General features: G+C 65.9%; 20 protein-coding genes and 2 tRNA genes. 16 read left to right on the top strand and 6 right to left on the bottom strand.

Annotated elements, in window-relative coordinates; translation table 11 throughout:
* Window positions 1–53 precede the first annotated feature (53 nt).
* The 4 genes from CPH63_RS11290 to CPH63_RS11275 form a co-directional block, all read right to left on the bottom strand.
* The gene (locus CPH63_RS11290; RefSeq protein ID WP_371364791.1) at window positions 54–722 is read right to left on the bottom strand and encodes an ATP-dependent Clp protease proteolytic subunit; all 669 of its coding nucleotides are present in this window, start codon (window positions 720–722) and stop codon (window positions 54–56) included.
* 1 nt (window position 723) lies between these two features.
* The gene (locus tag CPH63_RS11285) at window positions 724–1,332 is read right to left on the bottom strand and encodes an ATP-dependent Clp protease proteolytic subunit (protein WP_096305077.1); all 609 of its coding nucleotides are present in this window, start codon (window positions 1,330–1,332) and stop codon (window positions 724–726) included.
* 243 nt (window positions 1,333–1,575) lie between these two features.
* Window positions 1,576–2,934, bottom strand: a complete 1,359-nt coding sequence (tig, locus tag CPH63_RS11280) for a trigger factor (RefSeq protein ID WP_096303060.1) — start codon at window positions 2,932–2,934, stop codon at window positions 1,576–1,578.
* Between the two features lie 117 nt (window positions 2,935–3,051).
* A tRNA-Pro gene (locus CPH63_RS11275) sits at window positions 3,052–3,125 on the bottom strand.
* Between the two features lie 185 nt (window positions 3,126–3,310).
* Here CPH63_RS11275 and CPH63_RS11270 point away from each other — a divergent pair.
* Window positions 3,311–3,384, top strand: a tRNA-Gly gene (locus CPH63_RS11270).
* Here CPH63_RS11270 and CPH63_RS23695 read toward each other — a convergent pair.
* Together CPH63_RS23695 and CPH63_RS23690 are read right to left on the bottom strand one after the other, a co-directional pair.
* The gene (locus CPH63_RS23695) at window positions 3,336–4,589 is read right to left on the bottom strand and encodes a site-specific integrase (RefSeq protein WP_096305076.1); all 1,254 of its coding nucleotides are present in this window, start codon (window positions 4,587–4,589) and stop codon (window positions 3,336–3,338) included. The two genes, CPH63_RS11270 and CPH63_RS23695, sit on opposite strands and share 49 nt — an antisense overlap.
* Before the next feature lie 14 nt (window positions 4,590–4,603).
* Window positions 4,604–4,807: a helix-turn-helix domain-containing protein gene (locus tag CPH63_RS23690; protein ID WP_096303059.1), complete on the bottom strand. Its 204-nt coding sequence runs from the start codon at window positions 4,805–4,807 to the stop codon at window positions 4,604–4,606.
* Window positions 4,808–5,018: 211 nt separating this feature from the next.
* On the opposite strand from CPH63_RS23690, the gene CPH63_RS11255 reads away from it, so the two are divergent.
* The 15 genes from CPH63_RS11255 (at window position 5,019) to CPH63_RS11185 (ending at window position 19,395) form a co-directional block, all read left to right on the top strand.
* Window positions 5,019–5,432 carry a helix-turn-helix transcriptional regulator gene (locus CPH63_RS11255; protein WP_172892199.1) on the top strand — a complete coding sequence of 138 codons (414 nt, stop codon included), beginning with the start codon at window positions 5,019–5,021 and terminating at the stop codon, window positions 5,430–5,432.
* A gap of 1,684 nt (window positions 5,433–7,116) precedes the next feature.
* Window positions 7,117–7,809, top strand: coding sequence for an SAF domain-containing protein (locus CPH63_RS11250; RefSeq protein ID WP_096303057.1), 693 nt, complete (start codon window positions 7,117–7,119; stop codon window positions 7,807–7,809).
* 4 nt (window positions 7,810–7,813) lie between these two features.
* Window positions 7,814–8,656: a hypothetical protein gene (locus CPH63_RS11245; protein WP_157749479.1), complete on the top strand. Its 843-nt coding sequence runs from the start codon at window positions 7,814–7,816 to the stop codon at window positions 8,654–8,656.
* Window positions 8,653–9,984: a CpaF family protein gene (locus CPH63_RS11240; protein WP_157749478.1), complete on the top strand. Its 1,332-nt coding sequence runs from the start codon at window positions 8,653–8,655 to the stop codon at window positions 9,982–9,984. Before CPH63_RS11245 ends, CPH63_RS11240 begins: the two co-directional genes overlap by 4 nt.
* Complete coding sequence (locus tag CPH63_RS11235) at window positions 9,984–10,961, top strand: type II secretion system F family protein (RefSeq protein WP_096303054.1); 978 nt, start codon at window positions 9,984–9,986, stop codon at window positions 10,959–10,961. Before CPH63_RS11240 ends, CPH63_RS11235 begins: the two co-directional genes overlap by 1 nt.
* The gene (locus CPH63_RS11230) at window positions 10,958–11,857 is read left to right on the top strand and encodes a type II secretion system protein (protein ID WP_096303053.1); all 900 of its coding nucleotides are present in this window, start codon (window positions 10,958–10,960) and stop codon (window positions 11,855–11,857) included. Before CPH63_RS11235 ends, CPH63_RS11230 begins: the two co-directional genes overlap by 4 nt.
* A gap of 70 nt (window positions 11,858–11,927) precedes the next feature.
* A complete protein-coding gene (locus tag CPH63_RS11225) occupies window positions 11,928–12,134 on the top strand; it encodes a hypothetical protein (RefSeq protein ID WP_157749477.1) in 207 nt (68 codons plus the stop codon).
* A 16-nt stretch (window positions 12,135–12,150) separates the two neighbouring features.
* Complete coding sequence (locus CPH63_RS11220; protein ID WP_096303051.1) at window positions 12,151–12,582, top strand: TadE/TadG family type IV pilus assembly protein; 432 nt, start codon at window positions 12,151–12,153, stop codon at window positions 12,580–12,582.
* Window positions 12,579–13,022, top strand: coding sequence for a TadE/TadG family type IV pilus assembly protein (locus tag CPH63_RS11215; protein ID WP_096303050.1), 444 nt, complete (start codon window positions 12,579–12,581; stop codon window positions 13,020–13,022). Before CPH63_RS11220 ends, CPH63_RS11215 begins: the two co-directional genes overlap by 4 nt.
* Before the next feature lie 2 nt (window positions 13,023–13,024).
* Window positions 13,025–13,501 carry a pilus assembly protein TadG-related protein gene (locus tag CPH63_RS11210; RefSeq protein ID WP_371364783.1) on the top strand — a complete coding sequence of 159 codons (477 nt, stop codon included), beginning with the start codon at window positions 13,025–13,027 and terminating at the stop codon, window positions 13,499–13,501.
* On the top strand, window positions 13,501–16,749 hold the full coding sequence (locus tag CPH63_RS11205) for a LysM domain-containing protein (RefSeq protein WP_157749475.1): 3,249 nt from the start codon (window positions 13,501–13,503) through the stop codon (window positions 16,747–16,749). Before CPH63_RS11210 ends, CPH63_RS11205 begins: the two co-directional genes overlap by 1 nt.
* A gap of 267 nt (window positions 16,750–17,016) precedes the next feature.
* Window positions 17,017–17,802, top strand: a complete 786-nt coding sequence (locus tag CPH63_RS11200) for a hypothetical protein (protein WP_096303047.1) — start codon at window positions 17,017–17,019, stop codon at window positions 17,800–17,802.
* A gap of 125 nt (window positions 17,803–17,927) precedes the next feature.
* Complete coding sequence (locus CPH63_RS11195; RefSeq protein WP_157749474.1) at window positions 17,928–18,230, top strand: hypothetical protein; 303 nt, start codon at window positions 17,928–17,930, stop codon at window positions 18,228–18,230.
* Complete coding sequence (locus CPH63_RS22270) at window positions 18,227–18,850, top strand: DUF6668 family protein (RefSeq protein ID WP_157749473.1); 624 nt, start codon at window positions 18,227–18,229, stop codon at window positions 18,848–18,850. The genes CPH63_RS11195 and CPH63_RS22270 overlap by 4 nt, the downstream gene beginning before the upstream one ends.
* Entirely contained in the window at window positions 18,847–19,395 is a 549-nt protein-coding gene (locus tag CPH63_RS11185; protein ID WP_096303044.1) for a hypothetical protein, read from the top strand. Before CPH63_RS22270 ends, CPH63_RS11185 begins: the two co-directional genes overlap by 4 nt.
* The last annotated feature ends 3 nt before the right edge of the window (window positions 19,396–19,398 follow it).

Below are 19,398 nucleotides of genomic sequence, written 5' to 3'. Positions count from 1 at the left end.
CGCTGAAGTCTTGGAGAAATGCCATTTCTTCAGCGCGGCCGCCTGGGTCAAATTTACGTATTGTCCAGCTTCCGGGTGGTGATGACCTGGTCGATGATGCCGTAATCCTTCGCCTGCGCGGCGGTGAAGATCTTGTCGCGCTCGACGTCGGCCCGCACGGTCTCGATCGGCTGGCCGGTGTGGCGGGCCAGGATCTCCTCCATCAGGTCACGCATCCGCAGGATCTCCTTGGCCTGGATGTCCAGGTCAGAGATCTGCATGGCACCCTCGGTACCGCCGGAGGGCTGGTGGATGAGGATCCGCGACTGCGGCAGCGCGTAACGCTTTCCCTTGGTTCCGGCGGCCAGCAGGACGGCGGCGGCTGAGGCAGCCTGGCCCATGCAGTACGTCTGAACCTCGGGGCGGATGTACTGCATCGTGTCGTAGATGGCCGTCAGCGCGGTGAAGGACCCACCCGGGGAGTTGATGTAGATCTGGATGTCGCGGTCCGGGTCGGTCGACTCCAGCACGATGAGCTGGGCCATGACGTCATTGGCCACCACGTCGTCGATCGGCGCGCCGAGGAAGATGATGCGCTCCTCGAAGAGCTTGTTGTACGGGTTCGACTCCTTGACGCCGTAGTTGGTGCGCTCGACGAAGGACGGCAGGACGTAGCGGGAGGTCGCCTCGCGGGTGTTCATCCCCGTCGGGGTCAGGCCGAAAGGGCTGATGAAGTTCGACATGTCAGACACTCTCATTCGCAGGGGCGATGCCGCCGGGAACCTCGCTGGCGCGCGTCACGATGTGGTCAACGAAACCGTATTCCAGCGCCTCTTTGGCGGTGAACCAGCGGTCACGGTCACCGTCGGCGGTGATCTTCTCAACCGTCTGCCCGGTGTGCAATGCGGTGATCTCTGACATCTCGACCTTGGTGAGGTTCCACTGCTCGGCCTGGATACGGATGTCGGAGGCGGTACCGCCGAGGCCGGCCGAACCCTGGTGCATCAGGATGCGGGCGTGCGGCAGGGCGTAACGCTTGCCCTTGGCCCCGGCCGAGAGGAGGAACTGGCCCATCGATGCGGCCAGACCCATCGCCCAGGTGGCGACGTCACACGGGATGAGCTCCATGGTGTCGAAGATGGCCATACCGGCCGTCACCGAGCCGCCCGGCGAGTTGATGTAGAGGTTGATGTCACGGGTGTCGTCCTCAGCGGAGAGGAGCAGCAACTGAGCGCAGATCTGGTTCGCGATCGTGTCGTCCACCGGCTGGCCGAGGAAAATGATGCGCTCGCGGAGCAACCGGTCATAGACCGAGTCGTTGAGGTTCATACCGCCACCGGCGCTGCGGCGCATCTCGGGGATGGACTGGAAACTACTCACGGCGTCCGGACCTTCTTTCGCAGGAGGGAGCAAGAATTTCAATTTGGTGCTACCGACCCTAGTGGTCGACCGTTCGGCAGCACCGCCCGACGCCACGTGTTTCGCTGTTGGCGGATCAGGCTGGTAGCTGAACCGGACTACCTCTACGCGCAGAACGGGCGGGCGGCACGAGGAATCATCTCCCCGTGGCGCCCGCCCGTCATCTGCAGAGGCGGATCAGGCTTCGTCGAGCTCCGCGTCGACGTCCTGGATCAGGTGGCCCGGGCTGAGCTGGGCGAGATCAACGGTGTTGCCGGAGGCGTCGGTGATGACGGCCTTCTCCAGCACGCTGGCCAGCGCCTTGTTGCGCCGCACATCGGCGACCAGGGCCGGAAGGTTTCCACCCTCGATGACCTGGTTCGCGAACTCCTGAGGAGCCATCTCGTAACGAGCGGCCTGGCGGACCAGGTACTCGGTGAGCTCGGCGTCGCCGACGCTGAGCTGCTCGGCGTCCGCGATCGCGTCCAGCACGAACTGGGCCCGTACCGACCGCTCGGCGTTGGCCCGCAGCTCGTCGGTGAACTCGTCCTTGGTCTTCCCCGCGTCGGCCAGGTACTGCTCGAAGAGGGTGTCGTCGTGGTTGAGCGAGTGGACGATGTCGTGCTCGCGGTAGCCGACTTCGCTGTCTACGACCGACTTCGGCAGGGCCACGTCGACTGAGTCGATGAGCTTCTCGAGCACCAGGTCACGGGCCTGGCTGCCCTGCTGCAGCGCCTTGACGCGCTCGACCCGGGTGCGCACGTCCTCACGCAGCTCCTCGACGGTGTCGAACTCGCTGGCCAGCTGGGCGAACTCGTCATCCAGGGCGGGGAGTTCCTTCTCCTTGACCGAGTTGACGGTGGCCACCACCTCAGCGTCCTTGCCCGCCTCCTCGCCGGCCTGCAGCTTGGTGGTGAAGGTGACGGTGTCGCCGGCCGACTTGCCGGTGACGGCCTCGTCGAGTCCGTCCACCAGGTCGTTGGAACCGACCTGGTAGGAGATGTTGCTGGCGGTGCCACCGTCGATCTCGACGCCCTCGACCGTCGCGTTCAGGTCGATGGTGAGGTAGTCGCCCTCAGCTGCGGCGCGCTCGACGTCCTTGAGCGTGCCGAAGCGGTCGCGAAGTGAGTCGATCTGCTCGTCGATGTCGGCGTCGCTGACCGCGACATCGTCGACGCTGACCTCCAGGCCGTCGAGCGTCGGGAGGACGATCTCCGGGCGGATGTCGACCTCGGCGGTGAAGTTCAGCGTGACGCCGTCCTCGAGCTTGGTGACCTCGACCTCGGGCTGGCCGACGGCCTGCACGCTGTTCTCCCGGACGGCCTCGACGTAGGCCTTGCCCAGGGCGTCGTTGACGACCTCTTCGAGCACGGCCGAGCGGCCGACTCGCTGGTCGATGACGCGGGCCGGGATCTTCCCCGGACGGAATCCGGGGACCTTGACCTGCGCGCCGATCTTCTTGTACGCGGCGTCGAAGCTTGGCTTGAGTTCGTCGAATGGAACCTCGACTGCTAGCCGGACGCGAGTGGGGTCCAGGGTTTCGACGGTGCTCTTCACTATGGGGATCGCTCCTTGGCGTTCAATGACGTGTCGATGGGACTGAATCGTCGTGCTGATGTGGCTGCGGTCTGAAGACTGCCGTACTACCGAGACTGCTGTACTACCGAGACTGCGTCGGGGTGACAGGATTTGAACCTGCGACTTCTCGCTCCCAAAGCGAACGCGCTACCAAGCTGCGCCACACCCCGGGCGTGGACAAATGTTGAGTGTACTTCCACTCCGGAGGGCGTTTCGACCATCCGCTGACGCCTCCGCGGCCCGTGGTTACGGGGGACGCAGCTACGGAACACCCGCCGGGGTCTCCCGGGTGGCGCGAGAGTCGCCGTCGACAAGGTAATCTGTTCGACGCACGCGGGCGAATTTCGGCCCGTGCGCGGGCGTAGCTCAATGGTAGAGTCTCAGTCTTCCAAACTGATTGTGCGGGTTCGATTCCCGTCGCCCGCTCCAGCTAGAAGCCCCGATTCTCCGGGTGTTGAACCGTCCCGACGGTGATCGTCGAGGTTGCTCACGTTCTCCTCGTGCAACGAATGTGCAATATCGATTTGAGAGACGGCTCGGATTTGGCCGTCGAGACCATCCGCAATCCGCCGGTCGGCGTCTCGTGTCGCGTGCTGATAGATGAGGGCTGCGCGCATGCTGTCGTGGCCCATCCTCTCCATCAGGTCCCGCGTGGACGTCCCCGGCGTACCAGCCGCCAGCGTGTTGCCAGTATGCCGTAGATCGTGGAAATGAAGATGGGGCACACCGACCGCGGCAACGGCGGCCTCCCAGCCCAGAACCTTGTTGAGTCCTGAGCGCCGGATCGGTCGTCCGCTCACCCTGGTGAAGACCAGAGCCTCGGACTCCGGGTCGGAGTACGCCGCCAGGTGGTCGGTCAGGGTGCCGGCGACGAACTCAGGAATGACGACCGTGCGCACGCTGGCGCGGGACTTGGGCGGCCCGAGTTCCAGGGCGCCGTTGGAGCGCTCCACGAAGGCTGCGCGGACGCGGACGGCGCGGGTGGCCAGATCTAGGTCACTGCGCCGAAGCGCGCTGACCTCGCCCCAGCGCAGGCTGGCGAAAGTGGTCGTGAGGATGAGTGCTCGGAATCGGTCGGGCATCCGTTCGCTGAGCTCGATGACTTGCTCAATGGTCAAGACAGGCCGTTCGGCCGGGTGCGACTCCCCCGCACCCCGAATCCGGCACGGGTTCCGGTCGAGGATGCCATCGTCGACGGCGGTGTGGAGGATCGCGCGCAGCAGGCTGTAGGCCTTCGCGCACATAGATGCCGAGACGCCGGATTCGAGCAGGTCGGAGCGCCACGTCCGGACCCGTGCAGCCGTGATCGTGGTGAGTGGCATCTGGCCGAGGCGGGGTCGGAGGTACTTGGCGTGCAGCCAGCGGTAGAGATCGACGGTTCGCGGGCGCAGGCCGGGACGCTCGTCGATCCAGGTCGTTGCGTAGGAGTCGAAGAGCTGTTGGCCTTCCGATGGGTCGCGCCAGCTCCGGTCGATCAGCTGGGCTTGGATCAGGACGAGCCAGCGGTCGGCGTCGGTCTTGGTCGGGAAGGTGTGCGGGGCTTTGCGCCGCAGCCCGTCTGGGCCAAGGTAGGAGGCCTGCCAGCGGCCGGACGGCAGTTGGCGGAGTGCTCCGAACCGCCTCCGTGGTGCCATCGCTGAGCTGCCTCTCACGCCTCGGTGTGCATGGGCTGGACGGTGCCGGCCGCGACGAACTCGTCGAGCGCGCTCACCGGTATCCGCACGTGGCGTCCCACCCGTACAAACCGTATCCGACGTTCAGCGATTAGCCGACGAGGGAACCGGACTCCTGTTCCGAGTCGGTCGGCCGCCTGTTCGACGGTCAGTAGCTGATCTTCACTATGGGCAGCCATTCGTGTCTCCCGTGGTCCGTGACTTACCTGTCACTGGGAGAGGCCTCGACGAGCAGCCGAAAAGTGCAACCGTCGACGAAAACTTCAAGTACCGCCGTTGCCGCGCCGTCAAAGCTGCCAGCGTGCCGCATTCTGGGTCTCGCCTTATACGGCTCTAGGCTGGTAGACCCAGCGGTGGAGGAATTGGCCCATGACTATGCGAGGAGGACGTGTGCCGTTCAGCGGGTCTCGTCTTGCTGCATGCCGTACCGCCGCTGGACTGTCGCAGACGCAGTTGGCGAAGAGCGTGGGGACGAGGCAAACGCGCGTCAGCGATTGGGAGCGGGGCGCATACATTCCGAAGCCTTCGATGATCCCGGTGCTTGCTGCTGCAGTGGGACTCGATTCCCTCGATTTTCTCGGGTCAGATCCCGCTGCACCCGTCTTGGAGGATCTGCGGCTGGCCGCTGGCTTTACACAGCACCAGTTGGCCGAGGCGATCAACGTTTCTCGAGACCGGTACCGGTGGCTGGAGACGGGCGCGACTCGTCGTGAACCTGATGACACCACGATGGCCGCGCTAGCGATTTCGCTCGCCGTGCCGGTCGTGACGATCCGGCGTGCGCTCGCCATGCACCGCCTGTAGCACCTGCAAGGTTGGGTGCGTGACCAAATCATGCTCGTATGGTATACGGTTATTGCGGGATGTAGTCACGCACCGGATCGAAACGGTCACGATCTAGACTTTCAACACTCCGACGTGTTTGCAGGGAGGCGGCAGAGGGTGCGGACCACACTTAGGGCAATCATCGCGGTACTCGCGGCGACCACCTTGACGGCATGCGGAAGTAGCGGGACGCATACCCAGGCCTACTCACCTGCACCGACGTCTCACACGCCTGCGACCACCAGCGCCACCTGGGCACCAGAAACTTCGGTAGCACCGGGTTCAGGATCAAGGTCGTTATCGCCGATCCCAGTGCCTACCGTGAGCCCTGCTGCGCAAGACGCCGTGGCTGCGTATATCGCGTTAGTAAATGCCGATGCGTCAGCATCGCTGGACCCCTCGACGGCAAACCTGGCCGAGTTGAACCGCTACCTGAGCGGCAACGCCCTGAAAATCTTTGACGAATCTTACGCAAGCATGAAAGCGGCTGGGCAGGCGTACCGCGGTTCACCGCCAGATCCGCGAGTAAAAGTTCAATCTACAGTCTCGCCTACGTTCGTCTATCTGACCAGTTGTCCGCTTGAGAGTCCGACAGACCCTTCGATCGAGTACTACGTGGCGTCAGGTCAACCGGTGCCTACCCCATCCCCCCGGACGCCGCCGCCGCCGTATCTGTTGACCCTGCCGATGAAGTTGACAAACGGTCAGTGGCAGTTGACGGACGTGCTTCAAAACGTAGGCAAGACATGCAGTGGCTGACGAAGACCCAACGTCTCGCAAAGCGCTATCTGTTGATGCTGTCCGTGACGATTGCCGTAGTGGCATTTGCGCCAGAAGCAGCACACGCAGATGGCGGGTCCGGTGGGTGCGATGTCCTCCGTAACCCAACCTGCACTGTTGGGACCGGTGGCGGTGGAGGAAGTGGGCCGGGAGGCGGTGGTTCGGGGAGTGTGACGCCGAGTGATCCTTGTGCGGCGTATCCAGATGCTGCTTATGGTGATGAGCCGCCGGTGGTGTCGCAGGCGTGTGCGGATGAGTTGCAGGGACGGTACTGCAGGGCTGCTGACGCTGACGCTCTCGGTGGTCTGGGGTTGACTTCGTGGGCGGCGGTGCCGCCGGCGACGATGACGCTGTTGAATCAGCAGTTCACCGCGGAGGGGTGCCCGGCGATTGTGACTGCTGCGTCGTTGGCGCAGGAGGCGTTCTCGACGATTGTCTTTCCCCGGCCATCTGGGCATCGGTCTCCGTCGGAGTCTCGTACTTTTCAGGGTTATCCAACGACGTGGGTGAATCTGTGGACGTTCTTTTGGACTGATCCGTCGACGTGGCGGACGTTGTCAGCGTCGGCCTCGGCGGCGGGTTTGACGGCGACGGTGACGGCTACGCCTGTGGCGCTGAACTTTGATCCGGGTGACGGTGACACGGTCGCGTCGTGTGCGGGTCCTGGTCGGGCGTGGAGGGACTCGGACGGCAATGCCCCGCCGTCTGATAGGGCGTGCGGATATCAGTACACGCATGTGACGACGTCTCCGGTAACTGCGACGGAGACGATCGTTTGGCAGATCACGTGGACTGGTACGGGTAACACGGGCGGGGAAATCCCTGGCCTGTCAACTTCGACGTCAGGGCAGCTGAATGTCCTGCAGATTCAGGCGGTTGTCCGATGAGCTCACCTGGTCCCCGCACTATGACGATGCCGACGCCCGGGGTGAATGGGCATCGCCCGGCTCCTTCGCAGCTGGGCTCACCGTTGTCGACCCGGCACCGCCCGAAGGGTTATGCGGCATTGGCGGTGGCTTTGATCGTGGGCTTGGGTGCGCTGGGTTACTACTTCTATACGACGGCGGGGACGAAGGTGCCGGTGGTGGTGGCGGTGCATGAGATCCCGGCTGGTCACAGCATCGCGCGTTCTGATCTCACGACGGTCGAGGTGGCCGGAGATGTGACTGCGGTCGCTGGAGCGAATCTGCCTAGTTTGGTGGGTCAAACTGCCGCGGTGGAGATCCTGCCGAACACGCTAGTACAACGTGCCATGGTGACCTCAGTGTCGCCGCTGGCGTCGTCACAGGCGATGGTCGGGGTTGCGGTCGCTCCGGGTCAGATGCCGTCGATTGGTTTGAGTCCGGGCCAGAGTGTTGACGTGCTGCAGCTGCCCTCAAAGGGCACCTCAGTCCCGGATGCGTCGTCGCCGCCGGCATCGGTGCTGGCCCCGGCGGCGGTCGTCTACGACGTCCGGTCGAATCCTTCGGTGGCCGGCGGTGCGCTGTTGACGCTACTGGTGCCGAAGTCGGCGTCGTATGGCATTGAGGCTGCGAGCAATTCGGGTTTGGTCGCTGTCGTCACAGTGAGCGGATGATCTGATGATCCTTGCGATTGGCAGTGACAAGGGCGCGCCTGGGGCTACGACGCTGGCTACTGCGTTGGGGTTGGTGTGGCCCGCGGATCGGGTCGTACTTGAGCTTGATCCGCGCGGTGCAGATCTGCCGTTCCGGTTGATGACGCCCAGCGGTGCTCCGATGGCGACTGCGCCGTCGATCGTGGGTTTGGCGGTGGATTCGCGGCCGGGTTCGTCGCCGGCTTCGCTGGATCGGTACGCGCAGCCGACAGCGTTGGGTGTACCGGTGATCCCTGGTGAGTTGTCGGGTCGGGCGTCGGCCCGGATCTCGGCGCATCTGCCGGCGATCGCGGCGGTGACCGCCAGCTGGTCGGGGACGGTTATCGCTGACCTGGGCTGCTTGCATGCTGGTAATCCGGCGATGACGGTAGGTCGTTCGGCCGAAGCGGTCGTGTTGGTGACGCGCCCGACGATGGAGGGTTTGGGTCACTTACGCGACCGGATCGAGGAAGTGACGGACCTCGTTGCAAACGAGTCACGTGCTGGTTTGCCGGTCGGGGTGGTGGTGGTGTGCCCGGCCCGCGACGCGTCGGCTGCTGTGGAGCAGACCAGACTGTTGCTGGCCTCGATCGGCTCGCCGGCGCCGGTACTCGGGTCTTTCGCTTTTGACCCGCCGGCGGCTGCCGGGCTGTGGGCGGGCGGTGTGACCAAGAAACTTTCCAGCAGCGCATTGGTACGGTCCGCTCGGTCCATCTCGGCGGAGATCTTTCGGCTGTGGCCGCCTCTGGCGGTATCTGTGACGACCACCTGGTATCCGGAGTCCGCTGGACTGGTGTTACCTCAGGCCGCTGAGGGGTGGGCGTCGTGAGTGATCTAGAGCCCTTGGATTATCGGCTGATCCAGCAGTTGCAGGCGCAAGTGGCGGCTGCGCTGAATGTGGAGTCGCAGCGCCGCGAGGCTGCCGGTGAGCGCGAGCTGGCCCGCTCGGACGAGCAGCAGATGGCGTGGTCGTTGATCGCAACCGCGGTAGCAGGCCACTTGCAGTTGCAGCTGGCTGCCGGGATAGATGTGCCGGTCGATCGCAGCTACGACGAGCGGCTGGCCAACGGCGTGTTCGCGGCGATGTATGGCGCAGGGGAGCTGCAGGAGCTGCTCGATGATCCCGAGGTAGAGAACATCGACATCAACGGCGCCGATGAAGTCTGGGTCCGTTACGCCGGCCACCGAGAGGCGGTCCGGCATCGCCCGGTCGCAGCTAACGATGATGACCTGATCGGCATCATTCAAGCTCAGGCCGCGCATGCGGGCATCAACGCCAGGCCGTGGACGCCAGCGACGCCTGAGCTTGATCTGCGGTTGGCCGATGGGTCACGGTTGTCGGCCATCATGGGCGCCGGGGAAAGACCGTCAATCTCGATCCGCAAGAACCGGTTCCCTCAGATGTTCCTGCCGAAGCTGGTTGAGCTGGGGACGGTCGATGAGTACACCGCCACTTTTTTGCAGGCGGCGGTGTTGTCTCGCTGCAACATCATGGTCTGTGGCTCCACTGACGCTGGCAAGACGACGTTGCTGCGGGCGCTGATCAACGTTATTCCCTCGCACGAACGGCTGATCACTGTCGAGAAGGCGGCCGAGCTGGGCCTACGTCGTCATCCAGAGATCCACCCGAACGTCGTCGAGTGGGAAATGGTGCTGCCGGATGCGGAGGGCCGCGGCGGGGTGTCGATGGCGAAATTGGTGCAGCGTAGTTTGCGGCAGGATCCGGATCGGGTCATCGTGGGCGAGGTGTTGGGCGAGGAAATCGTCACGATGCTCAACGCGATGAGCCAAGGTAACGATGGCTCGTTGTCGACGATTCACGCACGCAATGCAGTGTCGGCGTTGGACCGTATCGCCAGCTACGCCGCGCAGGCCGACGGCTTGAGCTTTGAGGTGACGCATTCGATGATTGCTGGCGCAGTCGATTTCATCGTCTTCATCCGCAAGAACCCCCTCATGGGCGGCAACCGGACGGTAACTGAGGTGATTGAGGTTGCCGGCTTCGATGGCGAACGTGTCACGTTCACCGAACTTTTCACACCATCGCCAATACATGGCCGTGCGGAACGGACGGACAAGAGCCTCACATCTGAGCGTAAGAAGCGGTTGCAGGCCGAGGGCTTCGACGATGCTCCCTGGTTCGGCGGGTTGAGCTGATGCTGCCCGAGCTGAACGGTCTGATCGCGGCGTTCATCGCCGCCGGCTTCGGCGGTGGGCTCGTCCTGCTCGGTGTGTACATCCACGGCGTGACCCCTAACCCGGCGAGGGGGCCTGGGTGGGGGTACCGGATCAAGAAGGTGCTGGGCTCGCGCGCACTGACGAGCCGCATCGCCGGCGGTGTCGTGGTTGCGGTGCTGACGCTGGTCATGACGCGGTGGCCAGTCGCTGCGGCAGGGCTTGGTGCGTTGGTGGTGTTCTGGCCTCAGCTGTTCGGCGGTGCCAGGGCCGAGCAGCAGCAGATCGTCCAGCTCGAGGCGTTGGTGATGTGGACCGAGTCCTTGCGGGACACGATTACGGCACGGGCGAGCCTGGAACAGGCGATACCGACGACGGCCTATTCGGCGCCGCTGGCGATCCGCCCTGCCTTGATCAGGATGGCGGGTTTGCTGAGGTCACGTATTCCGTTGGATAGAGCCCTACTGGCGTTGTCGGCCGAGCTCGACGACGCCAGCGCGGACAAGGTGATTGGGTCGCTGATCCTGAACGTGCGGCAACGAGGCACGGGCCTGGCGGCGGTTCTGACGTCGTTGGCCACTGCCTCACGCGCTGAGTTGGATCAGCGCCGGCAGGTGACGGCTGGGCGGTCAAGTATGCGTCGCGCAGTGCAGATCGTGGTGGCTGTCACCATCGGATTCGCCGTGTTTCTCGTCGTGTTCTCCCGTGCGTACGTGCAGCCATATCGTAGCGTCGGCGGTCAGATCACTCTGCTGATCGTGATCGGATTATTCGCTGCCAGCTTCTACTGGATGCGTAAGCTCGCGGGTGCTGACGCGCCGGCGCCGTTCTTGGTCCGACCGGATGTCCGCATCGCTGACGAGGACTTACGCGTCATCGGCCATCTGACCGGTCTGAGCGAAGCTGAGGCCGAGGCTCTCACAGCGAACCGGCCAGTCCCGTCGGGTAGCCGATCATGATCGGACTAACACTCGTCGGTTGCGCGCTCGGCGCGACAGTGTTCTATCTCGTACTGGTACTGCGGCCGCCCGCTGCGCCACCGTTGGTGATGCTCGCCCGATTCGACGAGGCGCGCAATCGATCGACCGTGATCCGCGAATCTTCGACGAGACCGGGTGGTGTTCAGGGGCGCCTCGGGGAGTTGGTGGCGCGTGAGCTGACCCGCCGCGGCTTCCGGTACACCAGTTTGCGTCAGGATCTCGCGTTGACAGGGCAGACCTTCGAGGCGGCGATGGGCCGCAAGGTCGTCGCTGCTGTCGCTGGGCTGCTCATCGGGCTGGCGGTGTGCGTCGGCATGTCGATGGCTGGCCTGGGGCTGCCGGCAGGCGTACCGGCAGTGATCGCACTGCTGGTTGCCGGCGGCTTCTTCTTCATCCCTGATTACGACGCCCGCAGCGCGGCGCAAGCTCGCCGTAGGGAGTTCCGCCGAGCGTTGGGGGCTTACCTCGACTGGGTCTCGCTGCAAATGTCGGGTCGCGCTGCCGCCGAGCAGGCGCTTCCCGATGCCGCCAAGATCGGCGCCGGGTGGCCGTTGGCTTTGATCCGACACACGGTGACGAACGCGACGCGCTCTGGCCAGGACGTGTGGACCGCCTTCACTGACCTGGGGGAGCGGATCGGCGTGCCGCAGCTACGCGAGCTCGGCACCCTCGTGCAGCTCGTCGCTCACGATGGCGCGCAGGTCCGTGACACTCTCGCTGCCCGGGCTGCGAGTCTGCGCGCGGAGGAACTGGCCGAGGCGCAGGGGTCGGCCGGCAAACGCGACCAGTCGATGCTGCTGGCCCAGGTACTGCTCGTGATGGGGTTCGGCGTATTTCTCGCCTACCCCGCCATCGTCAACTTCACGCGCCTATAGGGAAGGGGTTTCTCGGAGGGTCGGCGCAAGTCCAACAATCCATGTTTAGTCAGATGGGAAGGTAAACGTAATGCCAACAATGCCAGCGCAGTTCCAGCTTCTCGCAGCATGGTTCCAGGCCCGTGTAGGGCTGCTGCACGACGAGGACAACCGCGACCGCGGTGAGATCTTGCAGACCGTCGTGGTCATTTCTCTGTTTGTTGCCGCCGCGATCTTGATCGTCGGCATTCTGGTGACGAAAGCGACCGACACGGCTAACGGTGTACAAACGCAGTAGGACGCAGGTTCCACGGATGAAGGACAGGCTGGTTCGTGCCGGTGCCGCACTGCGGCGCCGACACGGCCGTGTCTGCGCCGAAAACGATCGCGGCTACTCGATCCTGGAGGCTGTGATCACGCTGCCGGCGGCGTTTCTGCTCCTCATGTCCGTCGTGCAATGGGCGATCATGTGGCACGCTCGCTCGGTTGCTCAAGCAGCAGCAAGTGAAGGCGTGCGCACAGCATCGGGCTACCAGGCAACGGCGGCGGCCGGGCAGACGGACGCCCGGAACTTTCTTACTCGAGTTGCACCGCGCGCGTTGCCTGACCCGACGGTGACTGCGACTCGCACCGCGACGTCGGCGACTGTGACGATCCACTCTTCGGTGATGACTGTCGTGCCGTTCGTCAGCTTCACCGTGGATGAGTCAGCGACGGCCCCAGTCGAAACGTTCACCGCGCCGTGAGCGGTCGCCGCGCTGGTCGCCGCCTCGAGGGTGATCGTGGCGCTTTCGCCGTGCTAGAGCTGGCGATTCTCATGCCGTTCGTAATCGTGTGCTTGCTGGTCGTGGTGGCCTTCGGCCGAGTCAACCGCGGTCGCCAGCTGGTCGATCAGGCGTCGCAGGCCGCGGCCCGGGCGGGTTCACTAGCGAGCACGCCGGGGGCGGCGCAGACGTCAGCTCAGATCGCCGCCGACTCGACGCTGGCGTCGGCGGGGATGAGCTGTCAGGCAGTGACAGTGCTGCTCGATACATCGCATTGGTATGCCGGTGGCGAGGTCGTAGCCAAGGTGACCTGCACGTCCAACCTGAGCGGATTGGCATTGGCGGGTGTGCCGGGCACAGTCAGCCTGACGTCCTCGTCGACATCTGTTCTGGAGCGGTACCGACAGTTCGGGAGCGGATAGCCGTGTGGTCGCACCAAACAACCTCCCGGTTAGCTCAGCGACTCAGGGATCGGGTACCTAGGGAAGACTGCGGGTCGCTGGCCCTATGGATGGCAGTCGTAGCCGTCGCGATGGTCGCCATGCTGGGCATGGTGGTCGATGGTGGCAACGCTTTGGCCGCCCGTGAGCGGGCGGCCGACGTCGCCGCCCAGGCGGCCCGGGCCGGCGTCGATGCTTTGACACCGATCTCGTTGCGGAGCTTCAGCGACGGTAGCGCGCTAGCGACCGATCCCACCGATGCGCAGAACGCCGCAGATCAAGTCCTCGCCGCCGGCGGCGCTACCGGAACGGTGACCGTATCGGGTGCCACGGTCACCGTGCGAGCAACCATTCAGAAGAAAACCGATGTTCTGTCCGCGTTCGGAGTGACAGACATTCGCCAGTCAGCGTCTGCGAACGCCACCGCGGTGTTCGGCGCCGTCACTGCAGGAGGTAGTTGATGATGAGGCGTATCCACGGCCTGCTGGCCCTGCTCACGCTCGTCGCGCTGACGGTGGGATTGCCGTGGGCGCTGATAGCGACGATCGGCAACCCTCTGGATCAGTGGGTCTCGATCAGGTCAGGAGACATGTCCGACCGCGACGTGATCGCGATTATGGCCAGCGTCGCGTACCTGGCCTGGGCGACGTTCGCGGTGGCGCTGCTGGCTGAGCTGGTCGAATCGTTAGCAGCGAAAGCGGCGAGACGGCCCCGGCGGGAATTCCGGATACCACTCCTGGGAGTGCAGCAAGGTCTGGCTCGTACGTTGCTGGCTGCGGTGCTGCTGATTGCTCCGGCGGTGGCCAGCTCGATCGGTCCGACGGTGTCCGCGTTTGCAGAGACACCTCCACCTGCTGCTACCGCTGTGCAGCACGTCGCGTCTGTGCAGCACGTTGCGTCGGCGTCCATCTCTGCCTCCGGTGATCAGGCGATGGCCGCTGCCGGGATAACGCAAGCGGCGGCCAGCTACACGATTCCCGCCACGGGCGGGATGAGCACATATTGGGATCTCGCTACCCACTATCTTGGCGATGGTCAGCGCTGGCAGGAGATCTGGCATCTGAACGAGGGTCGCCGGCAGGCTGACGGATCTGTGCTGGACTCGCCGCGGCAGCTTCACCATGGTTGGACGGTGTTGATCCCAGTTGAGCCGGCGGCTGTTGGGACGCTGGCTAGCGCGTCGACGGGTACCCACGATGTGGTCGTGCACCCCGGCGACACCTTGTCAGGGTTGGCCGCTGATGATGGGGTGACGGACTGGACCACAGTGTGGCCGGCCAACACCGACCGGGCCGAGCCGGGCGGTGAGCGTCTCAGTGACCCCAATCTCATCAAGCCCGGATGGACGATCACCCTGCCCAGCACGGGGTCCGGCACCCAGCCGTCAGCGTCCCAACAGCCGTCGGTAGAACCGAATCATCCGGCACCGGTGCCAACCCCCGCATCGACTCAGGCCGCTCCAGTTCCAGCACCTGTTGGCAACGGCGAGCAAGGCCTCAGTTCACCTGAGCGACCGACGCAGCGCGCCACATCATCGACGACGGGGACGGGCCTTCACGCGCAAGCCGAGATCGTGTCGATGGCCGAGTGGGTGGCCAGCCTGGGTGCGGGTGCGGGAGTGCTGGCGGCCGGGACGTACCTCGCGCTGCGCCGCTACCGGCGTCGGCAGTTCCGTCACCGGCGGGTCGGCCGCATGATCGCTGGCCCGGCCCCGCAGCATGTGCCTTTGGAGAAGGTGCTCGTCACGACTGGTGCGTCCGCGGTCCGAGATGTGGACTTCATCGACAGGGCGTTGCGTGCGCTCGCCTCGACGCTCGCGCAGGCCGACGGTCAGCTTCCGGGCGTCATCGCAGCTCGGCTCACCAGTCAGCACCTGGACCTGGTCCTCGCTGATGCCCAGTCCGACGTGCCGCCGGCACCGTGGGTTGCGGTGTCACCCACGAGCTGGGTGATCGAGAAGTCCGCTGAGTTACCGCTCGTCGATGAATACGACCACATCCCGGCCGCGCCGTACCCGACCTTGGTGAGCGTCGGGTACACACCGGCCGGCGAGGAATGGCTGATCGACCTTGAGCAGGCCGGCGCATTGGCGTTCGACGGCGATCCGGAGCGATGCTTGGATCTGGCCCGGTTCACGGTGGCCGAACTAGCCCACAACCTCTGGTCAGATCACCTGACGGTGACGCTGGCCGGTTTCGGTGAGGAGCTGGTCGCGTTGAATCCCGGCCGGCTCACGCACACTGACGACGTCGTGGCCGCCGCGGCCGTGGCGGCTAACGATGTGTCGGCCACACGATCGGTCGAGGACGCGGAAGCGACCGATGTGCTGCACGGCCGGCTGCACGGGGTCAGCGGCGATACCTGGATGCCGCAGGTGCTCGTGGTCGCCCCGACCTGGACCGACACCGAAAGCGACGCGGCCGCGGTCGAGGTGCTACTCGAGTCGCTCGGCGAGCGCCCGGGCCGGGCAGCAGTGGCGGTGGTGTTGGTCGGTGACCGGTCGGCCGGCAGCCGCGGCGGGCTGCAGCTGACTGTGCACGCCGACGGCACACTCCTGATCCCGGCGCTGGACGTGATCGCGGCCGCGCAGCGGCTGCCGGCCGACCAGGCCGAGGAGCTGGCCACCTACCTCGAGCTGGCCCGTGACAGCACAGCCGACGTCGCGATGCCGGCAGCCGCCTATGACAGCCCGATCGCGGCGTACGCCGATCTGGCGGGCGCGCTGCTCCCCGAGCACACGGTCACCACGGCCGCGCTGATCACGACCTCGATCGACATCAGCGCCGCCTCGATCCCGGTCCTGACGCCGGCGACCGACCCAGCCGCGACCGCGGTGCCGGCGCCGGGCGTGTGCACGGCCGTGGAAGCGGCCGACCCGAGTCTGGACGAGGACTTGGCCGCCTGGCACGACCCACACTCTCGACGCCCGAAGCTGCGGCTACTGGGTCAGCAGGTGGAACTCGTCGCCCGCGGTGCCCGTCCGGACAAGTACAAGACGGCGCTCGTCCTGGAGGCGATCACCTACCTCGCGTTGCATCCGCGCGGGGCGACCGGTGACCGGTTCGCGGCCGACTTCTGGCCCGAGCAGAACTACACCATCAAGGACAGCAACCCGAAGAACACGATGTCACTGGCCGGTACCTGGCTGGGCACCGACCCGGTTACCGGTGAGCGGTATCTGCCGTACGCGAAGTCGGCTGGCCGCGCATCGGGCACGGCCCGGTATTGCCTTCAGGGTGTGCTCGTCGACGCGGATCTGTTCCGCCGGTTACGCACGAGGGGCCGTGCCCGTGGCGGCGAAGCGGGCCACGCCGACTACCTGGCCGCGATGGCGCTCGTGGGCGGTAAACCGCTGGACGGTTTACGTCCGCAGGGCGGGAGCTGGCTGATCCTGGACGAGGTCGCGAACGCCGACATCCTGACCGCGGCAATCGTCGATCTCGCCGCCGAGGTAGTCGACTACGCGCTGGCCGCAGGCGACCTGGCCAACGCCCGGATGGCGGCCCAGACAGCCAAGGACACCGGCACCGCATCGGATCGGCCGCTCATCGACTTGGCGCGGGTGTGTGAGGCCGAGGGTCGTCAAGCGGAGCTGGTGGCCACAGTGCGTCAGATCCGCGCGCATCATGACGCCGAGGTCGAGGAAGACATCCCGGCACACACCTACGAGGAGTTGCTGCGCCGCGGTTACATCGGGATCGCCAGCTAACGCTGGGCGCGTCCCTGAATGGGGGGTGACCGCCGATCAGTCGGCGGTCACCCCCCATTTTGTTGCCCTCGGTGCGGTCACCTAGTGCCGGCGGGGGCGGTCGGCAGCGCGCAGTGGGGCTGGCTGAGATGACCGGGCTGAGGCGTCGGAGACCGCCCGTTTGCTTGCGGTCTCCTACGTCGGTAGGAGACCGGAAGGTGACCGTTCTGTGGATGTCGGTGCGGAGCGTCGGGCCTGTCAAGGCCCCGACTGCCCCCGGAGATTCCGATGTTCATTGCTGCCCAACTTGGCGAGACCTGGCCCGAGCTAGCCGCCCGACTCGACGCCCGTGACACCCTCACGAGGTGGGCTGAGCGAGAGCGTGCGCTGCTCGTGGTGGGCTCGGTCGCGGGGTTGCCCGAGGTCGTCGGAGCAGGAAAGGACCCGGCCGGTAGAGACGCGGTATTCGGGTCCCTGCTGCGGCTGGCAGCGCAGGACAGCGGCGACGATACGGACGCCGTGCTGGTGATCCTGCACCTGGTCGACGTAGCTGCCGACCGGCTTCGTCGACGCTTCGATGCGGGACTGATCCTGGGGTCGTTGACGATTCAGATCCGGGCCTTTCCGTGGCGGACCCGGACCCGGGCGTATGCGTCGAACCTGCTGTTCGACACCGAGAAGGCATTGTGCACCGAGGCCCGTCCGCGCGGCACGCGCAGCTCCCGAGGGGCGTCCAGCGTCCGCCGGGATGAGGACCGACTGGTCGACCCGACCGCCCGCGACGAGGGCACCGGGCTGAGTGCGCTCGATCAGCCGATCGACGGCCCGGACTCGGACTCGCTCGACCTGGTGGACCTGCTGCTGTGGGCTGAGCGGACCGGCGTGGTGAACGAGCGGGACCTGGCCATGCTCGTCGAGTACTACTACGCCCACGAGACGACTCGGCAAGGAGCCGGCGGCGGACATGAACACGTGGCCCGTGTCTACGGCGTCAGCGTGCGCACCTCCAAGGGACGGTGCTCGGCAACGTTGCGCGCACTGCGCGAGGCGGCACCGCAGTACCTGGCGGCGTAGCAGCACTGTCGTTCTCGACACGGCCGACCCGGGAAGTTCCCGGGTCGGCCCTTGCACTTTTCCGCGCCGCGCCGAGGCCTCTCCCAGTGAGAGCAGGTCGACATCCACAGCGAGGAGCACCGCCGATGAGCACACCCATCCCAGCCAGCACTCCGGTCCATCTGAGGCCAGCCGCCGTCGCAGGCATGCTCGATACGCTGGCCGCCGCCGACCGCGAGCTGGCCGGTGAGCTTGATCGGATCGCCTCGTCGCGGTCACCGGTCAGCACCGTCACGGTGGCAGCACTGGAGCGGCTGCTGACGACTCTGCGCCCAGCCGCAGAGGTCCGGTCTCGCCTTGCCGGTGTCGACCCCGGCGTGCTGGCCGCCGCGATCCGGCTCCGCCGGGAGCGGCGTGACTTGCGCGTCCTCCCCGGTGGTCTCCGATGAGCGACGGGGCGGTGACCGCTCCGCGCCGCACGCCATCGGTAAGTGAGATCCAGGCCGCATTGCAGGCCGCCCGTGAGGGTCTATTCGCTGCGGCCGGCGCGCCTAGCGGGGACCGGCTGCCGGCGGCCACGGAAGCACAGGCGCCGGTACTACACCGCCGGGCAGCGGTGCCGGCTGCGCCGCTATCGGGCACCGCAGGTCAAAGCACAGTCGGGTTGATGTCCGTCCACGGCGGCGCCGGTGCCCGCACGCTGGCCGCGGTGCTGCCCGGTACCCACTACATCGGCGGCGGCTGGCCGACCGACTGGCCCAGGCCAGTCCTGCTGGTGTGCCGAAGCAACTACCGCGGCTATGCCGCTGCGCAGGAGTTCGCCCGCGCGTACCGCGATGACGAGGCATTGCGCGCTTGCGTGGAGCTTGCCGGTGTCGTGGTCGTCGCGGACTGCCCTGGCCGGATGCCGGCGCCGCTGCGTCGACTCGAGCGGTTGGTGTCGGGTGCTCTACCGGTCGTCGGCCATGTGCCGTGGATGCCTGAGTGGCGCCTCGGGCCGCCCGATCCGGCGGCGCTGGCCCCGGAGTGGGTCAGCAAGTTGACCGCGGCTGTGGCGGCCGCACAGTGACCGCCGGGCTGACTCGCTCCGCGCTGCTGCTGATGCTCGTGCTGATGGCCACCGGTGTCGCCGGCTGCGGCCACCGGGCGCCGGCGGCCCCGGAGCCTAGGTCGGCCTTGTCGACGTCGACCTCGGCGTTGCCCCAGCCTGCACTAACGGAGCTGGCCCACACCGATCCGGCCGTGTGGGCGGCCGTCGAGTTCGAACTCGAGCACTGCGCGTGGAACTGGCAGATACCGATGGCCACCTACATCGGTGCGCAACAGGTCTTCGCCAGCCCTGAGTACGGCCAGCAGATCGCCGCAGAGGCCGACCCGGCGTCCTGGCAGCAGGAGGTCATCCAGGAGCGGGAGGTTGTGACGTGCACCGTCACCGGCCCGGCCCGCGTCCAGAACGCTCCGTCGACGGCGACCCAGGTGTACGTGCGGATGACGGCCAACTCGCATATCACCTCGACGTTGGGCAGCTTCGACTCCGGTCTGGCCACGGCATCGTGGGTTGTGCAGCTCGCTGGTGGGCACTGGCGTGTGACCGGGCCGTTCGAGGGTGGCTGAACG

Origin of the sequence: Jatrophihabitans sp. GAS493 (genome assembly GCF_900230215.1) — a bacterium.
Classification (GTDB): domain Bacteria; phylum Actinomycetota; class Actinomycetes; order Mycobacteriales; family Jatrophihabitantaceae; genus MT45.
The sequence above is the reverse complement of the archived record's forward strand: the minus strand, read 5'-3'. Positions and strand labels throughout refer to the sequence as shown.